We start from the raw sequence: 9,325 nt of genomic DNA, 5'->3' as shown, positions 1-9,325 counted from the left end.
CCAATGCTGGCCTGGATGGGGTGAGTGCACAGCGCGCAGGCCTGATCCGGCTGAGGCTGCGGAGCGCAGATCTGCGCATCGAGTTTGGTCTGGCGGATGATCCGCGCCATGAAATCGGGGCCGATGGCCTTGAGGATCACGATCACGCCATGGGCCGGGCCGGCGCCGCGTGAATCGACAATCGCGCGGCGGCACATGGCGAAGAGCTGCGCCTCGATCTTGATCAGCCCGCAGTGGACGGCGCCGGGCGCCAAGGGCGCGCCCAAGGCGCGCGCCAGCGGGTTGGCGGGATCTTCGAGGGTGGGCAGTACGAGCGGCTGGCGGCGCTCCGGGTCATGGCCAATGCTGCCGAACATGCGCCCCTGCACGTCATACACCCCAAGCCAGGCGTAGCGGGCCTGCGCGATGCCCTCGGGCGATAGGTAGCTGGCGCGGAATCTGGCGTCCCCCGAGCGCATGAAGTCATACATCTCGGTCCAAACGGCCCATTCCAGCAGTGCGTCGTCGATCTGCTGCACGGAGTCGGCGAACGCATTGATCAGGCGCGTCAGATCGGCTTGCGCTTCGTCGAATTCGATCCTGTCATAGCTGCTCGCGACGCGCGCCTGGATCGTCGTGAAGATCACGAGACCCAGTGCGCCGAACACCAGCAGCAAGGCAATAATCAGTTTGGCGCGCAGCCCCATTGGAAGATATTCACGGGAAATGGACTGTCGGGTTAACGGCTTGCGCGGCTTGCCGCTTGAGTCCATCAGAGGCTTTTCGCGGGTGAATCCGCATCTTTCAGGCGCCTGCCCGCAACGCCATGCCTGAAGCCACTCTGCAGCATGCCTGCCCGCACAGGTCCGCCCTGCGCGGCGCTGCAGGCATGCGCTGAAGACGCCAGAGTGCTGGCGTGGCGGGCGGTCCCTAAAGGGCAGTGTCGCCCTGCGCGGCTCAAGTTCGCGCCGCCTGCTCCGTCAATCTTCGGATAGTTATACTCGCAGCATGGTCAATCTGCAGGGCTGAGCCCTTGCGCATCCTCATGCCCCCCATCCCCGCCATGGAGTCCTGATCATGCAACGTCGCAACTTCCTGAAATCCTCCCTGCTTACTCTTCCACTGGCGGCGACGGCCACCGGGGCCGCGTCCGATGCTGCGGCGGCGCCCGGCAAGGGCCGATGCGAGCCACGGCCCCCGCAGCGCTACCCGATCGATAGCGGCAATGTGATTACAACGGCGCAGAACACCGTGCTGCCCGGCCCGATTCCGGCGGTGAAGATCCAGATGACGGATGTCGCGCATTACGACCGCTATGGCTATGGCAACTGGACGCTGGGCGCGCCGCTCCAGGTCGTGACCCGCACCGATATCTGCGCGGCAAACTACCGCCATGCGGGGGTGAGCCGGAAGGTCAAGCTGCTGAATTTCTTCGCGATCACGGACATCCACATCACGGACAAGGAATCGCCGAACCAGTTGATCTATCTGCAGCAGCTCACCTACGACAAGCCGCAGCCCGGTATCGAGATGCTGGGCAAACAGCCCTGGGCATGGATGACGTCGGTGTATTCGCCGGTGATGCTCTACACCACGCAGGTACTGGATGCGGCCATCCAGACCGTCAACGAATTGCACAAGAGCGCGCCCTTCGATTTCGGCATCTCGCTTGGGGATGCCTGCAATAGCACGCAGTACAACGAGCTGCGCTGGTATATCGATGTGATCGACGGCAAGCTGATCAAGCCCAGCTCCGGTGCACACGCAGGAGAAGACAGCGTCGATTATCAGAAGCCTTTCCAGGCGGCGGGTCTGAACAAATCGATTCCGTTTTATCAGACCCTGGGCAACCACGATCATTTTTTCATCGGCTCCTTCTCGGTCTATGACGGGCCGCGCAAGGATCTGCCGCAGACCTACACGGGCAAGACGATCTTCGCCTGCGGTGACGCGCTCTATCAACCGGGCAACTTCACCCGGACCGACTACTACATGGGAACCATTGATGGTTCGACCCCCTATGGCACGGTCGTGGGCGCCGGGCCGGTCGCCAACTTCAAGACGCCGCCCACGGTCGTGCCCGATCCGGATCGGCGCTCGCTCAAGAAGGGGGAATGGGTCAAGGAGTTCTTCAAGACCACATCGAGCCCGGTGGGGCATGGTTTCAATCTGGTCGATCCCAAGTACGGGAAGGATTTTGCCTGCTATAGCTTTGTGCCCAAGTCCGCGCTGCCGCTCAAGGTCATCGTCCTCGATGTGACCCAGAACGAGACCGACGGGGCCAACACAAGCATTCATGGCCACGGTTTTCTGGATCAGACGCGCTGGAGCTGGCTCAAGGAACAGCTGGCCGCGGGCAAGAAGGCCGACCAGTTGATGATCATTGCCGCGCACATTCCAATCGCCGTCGCGCACAAAGGCAGCTACATGGAATGGTGGGACGACCCGACAAACGCCACCACGCTGAAGGGCCTGATTGATGAGATGCAGGCCAATACCAATGTGCTGATGTGGATTGCCGGGCACCGCCACACCAACTCGATCAAGGCATTCAACTCGCCGGACGCGGACAAGGCGCCGGAAAAAGGCTTTTGGCAGGTGGAAACCTCGTCCCTGCGGGACTTCCCGCAGCAGTTCCGCACATTCGAAATCTACGTCAATAGCGACTACACGGTCTCCGTTGTCGCAACCAACGTCGACCCGGCGGTGCTGCACGGCACGCCGGCCGCCACCTCGCGCAAATATGCGATTGCGGCGACTCAGGTCGTCAACAGTCCGGTCATTGCCCAGAACCTTTTCCAGACCCCCAGCGAGCTGATTGATCTGGTGACCCAAGCCCCGGTGCCCGACCCTGACAAGCCGGGAAGATCGCTTTCCGACCCGAGCATCGCGACGATGAATCCCACGGGTTCGTACAACGCGGAGCTGATCAAGCAATTGAGCCCGGCGATGGTCGCCAGGCTGAAGGCACTTTTCCCCTGAACGCGGGCTCAAGGCCATCCGCCAGGTGGTCGCCGAGCTTCTCACCCCGGGCCGGGAGCTATCCTGGCCCGCAGCCCCCTTTCCGGAGAATGACAAATGAACAAAGCTGATCGCAAGCCCGTCTGGTGCAGGACGGCAATGACGGTGTTGATTGCTGGCGCACTCGCCAGCGGCTGTGCCGGCATCAAGGAAAATACCGCGCCAAACCCGGCGCTGGGCCTGTTTCCCGGACTGGTGGAGGGCTACCTTGCCGTCAAGGACATTCCGGACAGCCTCGCTCTTCTGCCGCCCCCGCCAGCCAAAGGCTCGGCCGCCCTGGCGCTGGATACGGAGATCAGCCAGCGAAGCTTCAGCTTGCGCGATACGCCGCGCTGGACGCAGGCAATTTCCGACGCTGATCTGCGCTTCCCGCACGCCGCCAGCACGTTCAGCTGCGCCCTGAACGCCCCGGTCAGCGAAGCGGAAACGCCGCGCTTGTACAGCCTTCTGCATCGAACCCTGACGGACGCAGGTGGTTCCACGGGCAACGCCAAGCATTACTACAACCGCACCCGCCCATTCGTCATCAACGGGCAACCGCTGTGCACGCCGGATGATCGGGTCTCTCTGGAACATGATGGTTCATATCCATCCGGGCACACCACCGTGGGCTGGAGCTGGGCGCTGATCCTTGCGGAAGTCTCGCCCGCGCAAGGCGGCGCCATCCTTGCGCGCGGCCTGGCCTTCGGCGAGAGCCGGAATGTATGCAATGCGCACTGGCACAGCGATGTCGTTCAGGCACGTTCAATGGCTGCGGGCAGCGTAGCGCGCCTGCATGCAAACCACGCATTCCTGGCCGATCTGAATGCGGCCAAAGCCGAGTTGACCAGCGCTCGCGAGCGAGGCCTGAAACCTTCCCGCGACTGCAGCGCCGAAGCGGCGGCACTGGCGCTACAACCCTCGCTGGCCCAATAAAAAGGGGCTTGCGTGGCGGGGCTTCATGTCTGAGAGATCGACGGGGCGCAAGCCCCGGCATTGGCCCGGACGCCGGCTCACGCCTTCGTCCGGGCCAGCCGAAATCAGCGCGCGGTGGCGCGAATCGCAGCTTCTTCCTTCTCGATCCACAGCTTGAGCGTTTCGACGTGCTCGGCTTCTTCGCGCTCGAACTCCTTGGCGACTGCGCGGATTTGCTTGTCGGCGGCGGTGTTGGCGACCGAGTAGTAGAACTCGTAGCCACGCCGCTCGCCCTGCAACGCGACCTTGAGCGCGTCCAGACGCGTCATGCTGGCGTCACCGGCCCACTGCTTGGCCATTTCCGGCGAGGCGTTGTCAGGCCAGGCGGAGCTGGCGGGCACTTCCACCGTGGCGTCGAAACGCTCGCATTTGGCCATGGCTTCGGCAAGATGCAGGCGCGAATACTCGCCGAGCTGCTTGAAGAGCTTGGCGACATCGGTATTGCCGCACTCGGCCATGTTGGCGCTCAGCTCTTCGTAGTGCTGGGCAGAATCCTCTTCGACCTTCACGGAAAAGCTCAGAAACTTGTCCAGCGAGTCCATTTCGACGCCGCCCTTGTAGATGGCCGCCGCCAGGGAGAGCGCCGGGCCTTTGACGGGTAGCGTTGTGTCGCCTTCAAACGTCACCAGAATGTCTTCATTGCGCACAAGGCACTGACAGGCCAGACGGTGGCGTGGCGGCAGGTCATGGCAGGCCATGTCCTTCAGCTCTTCCTTGGTGATCTTGCCCAACTGGAGCAGCACTTCGCGCTCCTTGTTTGTCAGGGTTACGCCATCGCGGGTGTTCTTTGTGTAGTTTTTGACCTCGACAATGCAAGAGCCACACTCGCCGTCCTGACAGTCACAGGGGATCGGAATCTTGTGCGATTTTGCGAGGGAGAGAAGGGTTACGCGGCTGCCAGCAACGGCATACACGGTGATATCGCGCGGCATGACCGGCGAAGAAAAGGTTACGTTAGCCACTTTATTACTCCTGGGTTGAGATGATAGGCAATCTCCCTAGGCAGAAAACATGCCACTCAAAACAGAGGCTTCGCGGGGACGCTGTGGCGCGAACAAGGCCCGGGTACATGGACGGGTCACAAAAAAACCAGGGGTATGCCATCGATTGACCTCATTTCAAACTACGGCCTGAAAAAGTATGGCGATCATCACTTCAGGTCGGTGAAACGGCTATTTTTGTGCACGCTTTGAAAGTAAACGGCGCTGTCAGCGCGGGCTAAGTCAAAGCCTTACCGAGTCAGCAAGACTAAAGTCGCCCACAATTCTCACCAAAAACGTGACGTTGATCACGATCAAGTACACATAGCAACCACCGTGATAATTCACACCGCCATTTCCCATTTAGAATCCGACAAGACCCACGAAAGTGCCCACAGAAAGCACGTGGCGTTAAAAATACAATCTCAACAGAGGAAAATAAATATGAAAAAAGCATTGCGTATTGCCACCCTGTCAGCTGCCATCGTCTCGTCATCGGCTTTCGCCGCCACGGATGCGACGCTAACGTTTGAAGGCCAGTCAAATGCACAGTACAGCGCAAGCATCGTACGCAGCGGCTATGAAATTGGCATCGTCGCAGACTTCGAGCAACACTTCCACGAAATCGATAGCACCGGCTACGGTTTGACATCGAACGGCACGGGCATTTTCCTGGTAGACCGCTTAAGCACGGCCTATCTGAAAAGCGCCGACAACAGCAGTTTTTCGCTGGCTAGTTTCGACACCGCCTGGTACGGCGGTAGTGGCACCGTCACTGTAAATGGCTACCTGAACGGCACACTGACCGGCAGCTTCGATGTCTCCGCCACCGACGGCGGCTGGACAACCCAATCCGGCCTGTCGCTGGGCAATGTTGACTACCTGACCTTTAACGGCACGGTCGGCGGCGGCGGCGGCATGCAACTGGACAACATCAACGTGCTGGCCGTACCCGAGCCAAGCACCTACGCAATGATGCTGGGCGGCCTGATGGCGCTGGGTTTTGTGGCTCGCAAGAAACGCCAGCAAGCCTGATCGCACTCGGCTTGCCTGGAAAGCCTCTCAAGCCGGGCGCAACAGGCAAGCCTGAAAGCTAAATCAAAAAATGGACACGGCGCTTATGCCCTGTCCTTTTTTTGTCTGAATGTCAGTCCCGCGCCCTTCCTCTGCGTCTTGCTCCGTGAGGGATGCCGGCCCCGCACGCTCAGTCCGAAGATCTTCGCCTGAAGCCATTCTTCAGCGTGCAAATGTTCAGCAAAGGCTTCGATCGAGAGTCAGCCGGGTTAAAAAAGGGAACAATTGCACCGGCCTGCTGTCATAAAACGTGTCGCTACCGAGTGCTAAGCTTGAAGTACGCAGCACGTGTCCCGGCAAGCCCTTCCGGTGAAAGTTGCAGGCACTGTCATGATCAGTATTCCCTCCGTTCAGCAAACCGCTTTTGCCAGCCTGACGGCCATCAGCCCGGTGAGCGTTCAAGGGGTGAGCGCCACCGCTGGCACGATCAGTGCGGCACTGGTGGATAGCGCATCGACCGTCGTCCAGCTCTCGGCCACCGGTCAGGTACTGTCAGCAGGCTCACTGCTCAATAACAGTATTCAAACCCTGCAGAGTGCTACGCCCGCCAGCCTCGTGAGCACGACTCAGGATTTCGTCGCAGCCTTCAACCAGACCCAGACGGCCATCGCCAGCGCCCTTCCCCTGCTCGGTTCACAATCAGGCGCGACGTTGATCAAGCAGCTATCGCAGACACTGAATGCCGCGGCAACGAGCCTTGGTGAAAATACGAACCTGCAAAGCATTGGCGTCAGCGCGCAGACTTCCGTCGTGCCGGCCACGGCACAAACCACCGTCACCCTGAACATAGACCTGGCCGCCCTGACTGCGGCCGCCACCGCCAATCCGGCCGCTACGCAGACGCGGCTCATCCAGTCGACCCGGTCGCTGCTGCAACAAGTCGCCAGCTTCGAAGCTGTCGCCGCCAGCACTAACGGACTCGCCAATGACGGCACTACCGGGGCCGTCGGTATTCCCACGAGCCTGCTGCAGAACCTGTCTGCCGACACTCTGGCGAACGCCGTCCAACTCAGCGACCTCGACCTCGCCGGCCTCGGCCTGGATGCAAATACCCTCCAGTCGGCCAGCCCCGACCTCTATGAATCACTGACCGCCGCCGTCAGCACAGCCACGACAACGAACTCGGCGCAAAATCAGACCGGCGCAAGTACGCTCGCCACAACAACAAGCACCGCAAGCATCGCGCCGACCAACGCCACCGCTCCCGCAACGACCACACCTGCCGTCGCTGCGCCAACACTCGTCACGGCCACACCAGCCGGCACGCCTGCTGCCCTCAATCAAACAGCACCGGCCGGCACGCTCGCACAACAAAATCTGCTGAACAACGAAGCACAACGCATCATCAACAATAACGCCACGAACCCGTTTTACTCTGCCGTTATCGCCACCTACCATCTCAGTGATGGCGCTACGCCCAGGCCTGTCACCCAGCCCCTGACTGAACCGATCCCGGCACCCGTGCTGGCCGTACGGTCCGTACAAGCCATCAAGGAAAGAGAAGAGACGACCGCTTGAAGAGCTGCCTCAGCGAACTTCTTCAGCCACCTTGGCCGCACCCGGTAATGCACTCGGAAAAAGCGTAGGGGCGCTCTGGCCTGGCGTTGAATTGCCCTGTGTAATTCAAACGTCAGCGGCGTTTCAGTTGGTGCTGGACGCGGCCTTCTGGCAGCGCGCTGTCGGCCCGCTGGATTGAGTCCGCCCGGCGATTGTCGCGGATGACTGTTCCGCCGAATGGAATCAAGCTGTGCCTGCGGCGTGCACATCACCCAAGTACATCCTCATTCCACTGAAGTTGCTGGCGCTCCAAGCGGTATAAAGGCCACCCTGTTACGCCCGTCCTGCTTGGCTTGATAGAGCGCACGATCAGCAGTGTTCAGCAGGTTTGATGACGCTGTCGCAGCATCGGGGCGGCCTGCACACACACCGATGCTGACGGTGACTCGTCCCAGCGGATGCGTCTCGTGCGGCAGTCGCACTTGATATATCTGGCTGCACAGGTCCTCTGCGATGCGAATCGCGTCGTGCTGATCGGTTCCTGCCAAAATCACGACAAACTCTTCGCCGCCATAGCGCACTGCCAAATCCAGCGGACGACGTGCAGCGTAACGCACCATGGTTGCGACAAAACAAAGGCAGTCATCACCTGCGTGGTGACCATAGGTGTCATTGAAACGCTTGAAATAGTCGATATCAACGAACAGGACCGCCAGCGGAGTGCGTTCGCGCACGGCATTGCGCAGCATCCGCTCGTAGTACTCGCCACAATGACGACGATTAGCCAATTGGGTCAGCGGATCGAAGTGCACCAGAGCGAGCAACTCAGCGTTGGCATGCGCCAATTTGTCGGCGTTGATCGCATTGAGGGACTTCAAGGCAAAAGTGGCACGATTATCCAGCTCCATTGCCCGCTTGGCGCTCAGGCTCATTGCAGCAATCACGGCCGCAAACACGCCGCCCGAAAACACTTCACGCCAACTGCTCTCGGCATGGAACAGCTCCTGGAACACGAACAGCAGCCACCACATCAAGGTGAAAGGCAAAGCCTGACGGAGTCGCACCCGGGCCACCTGATTGCATAGCAACAGCACCAGCACCAGAGCCCCGTCGTAAAGTTGGGTCGCCATACCATCGCCAGCGTAGACGATCAACACTTGGCACACCGCCATCACCACGCAAAGCGCAGCCATACTGCGCTCGCGATGCGCTGCAAAGCGTTCGCGCGGTAACACCAGCAAGCCCGCAGCACAACTCCCCAGAGCAAAGAGTCGCAAGCCGAACGCCCACTCCTTATTCGTGCCCAGCAATAGCCCATCGCACAGAACCATCACGGTAAGCACCGCCAGTGACCAGCGCAGGCAGAACAGGAAACGCTTCAAACGCGCCGGGCGGCCACGCAGCAGAAAACGTGCCTCTATCGCCGCCGGAAACTCCAGCCAGAACGGCGGCTGAGCCAAATAGGCCTGCAGGGGCTCCTCCCAGTCGCGATCGGGAGGTGCTTTGACAGCATTTTTGGAGGTGGGATCAGACATTGAACTGGTCAGATTATGTGGCTGGCGGCTGACGCTATATCGGCATTCCATCCCGGAGCTGAAGCAAGCGCTCAGTCTATACGCCGCATCCTGCCCGAAGAGCCTCTCCTGAAGCTGGTCTACAGCCACCCTGTCCGCACAGGCCCGCCCCGTGCGGCTCTGGGGACATATATCTGAAAGTGAATGCGCCAACTGGTATCAGACGAAAGGGGCCACTGCGAATTGCGCCATTCATTGAAAAGGGTGCTGCTCTTGAGAAGAAGTGGGCAATTGCGGTTTCCAGGA

At 60.3% G+C, this 9,325-nt stretch carries 7 protein-coding genes; 4 read left to right on the top strand and 3 right to left on the bottom strand.

Annotated features, from left to right (window positions below; all coding sequences use genetic code 11):
- The coding region (locus ABXR19_RS06860) for a CHASE4 domain-containing protein (protein WP_354600366.1) at nucleotides 1-686 on the bottom strand (686 nt) is incomplete at its 3' end.
- 370 nt (nucleotides 687-1,056) lie between these two features.
- Here ABXR19_RS06860 and ABXR19_RS06855 point away from each other — a divergent pair.
- Nucleotides 1,057-2,961, top strand: a complete 1,905-nt coding sequence (locus ABXR19_RS06855; RefSeq protein WP_354600365.1) for a TIGR03768 family metallophosphoesterase — start codon at nucleotides 1,057-1,059, stop codon at nucleotides 2,959-2,961.
- Nucleotides 2,962-3,057: 96 nt separating this feature from the next.
- Nucleotides 3,058-3,915, top strand: coding sequence for an acid phosphatase (locus tag ABXR19_RS06850; protein WP_354600364.1), 858 nt, complete (start codon nucleotides 3,058-3,060; stop codon nucleotides 3,913-3,915).
- Between the two features lie 104 nt (nucleotides 3,916-4,019).
- On the opposite strand, the gene ABXR19_RS06845 is transcribed toward ABXR19_RS06850, so the two are convergent.
- The gene (locus ABXR19_RS06845) at nucleotides 4,020-4,916 is read right to left on the bottom strand and encodes a 2Fe-2S iron-sulfur cluster-binding protein (RefSeq protein ID WP_354600363.1); all 897 of its coding nucleotides are present in this window, start codon (nucleotides 4,914-4,916) and stop codon (nucleotides 4,020-4,022) included.
- A 462-nt stretch (nucleotides 4,917-5,378) separates the two neighbouring features.
- Between ABXR19_RS06845 and ABXR19_RS06840 the strand changes: the two genes are divergently transcribed.
- Together ABXR19_RS06840 and ABXR19_RS06835 are read left to right on the top strand one after the other, a co-directional pair.
- Complete coding sequence (locus ABXR19_RS06840; RefSeq protein ID WP_354600362.1) at nucleotides 5,379-5,969, top strand: PEP-CTERM sorting domain-containing protein; 591 nt, start codon at nucleotides 5,379-5,381, stop codon at nucleotides 5,967-5,969.
- 369 nt (nucleotides 5,970-6,338) lie between these two features.
- Nucleotides 6,339-7,526, top strand: a complete 1,188-nt coding sequence (locus tag ABXR19_RS06835) for a hypothetical protein (protein WP_354600361.1) — start codon at nucleotides 6,339-6,341, stop codon at nucleotides 7,524-7,526.
- A 263-nt stretch (nucleotides 7,527-7,789) separates the two neighbouring features.
- Here the strand turns inward: ABXR19_RS06835 and ABXR19_RS06830 are convergent, their stop codons facing one another.
- Complete coding sequence (locus ABXR19_RS06830) at nucleotides 7,790-9,169, bottom strand: GGDEF domain-containing protein (protein WP_354600360.1); 1,380 nt, start codon at nucleotides 9,167-9,169, stop codon at nucleotides 7,790-7,792.
- Nucleotides 9,170-9,325: the final 156 nt, after the last annotated feature.

This window comes from Uliginosibacterium flavum, assembly GCF_040566545.1.
In the GTDB taxonomy this organism is placed as follows: Bacteria; Pseudomonadota; Gammaproteobacteria; order Burkholderiales; family Rhodocyclaceae; genus Uliginosibacterium; species Uliginosibacterium flavum.
The sequence above is the reverse complement of the archived record's forward strand: the minus strand, read 5'-3'. Positions and strand labels throughout refer to the sequence as shown.

Bases quoted from the DNA above. Each gene is read 5' to 3' on its own strand.
- ABXR19_RS06840 (WP_354600362.1), top strand. From the start codon at position 5,379: ATGAAAAAAGCATTGCGTATTGCCACCCTGTCAGCTGCCATCGTCTCG.
- ABXR19_RS06850 (WP_354600364.1), top strand. From the start codon at position 3,058: ATGAACAAAGCTGATCGCAAGCCCGTCTGGTGCAGGACGGCAATGACG.
- ABXR19_RS06835 (WP_354600361.1), top strand. From the start codon at position 6,339: ATGATCAGTATTCCCTCCGTTCAGCAAACCGCTTTTGCCAGCCTGACG.
- ABXR19_RS06855 (WP_354600365.1), top strand. From the start codon at position 1,057: ATGCAACGTCGCAACTTCCTGAAATCCTCCCTGCTTACTCTTCCACTG.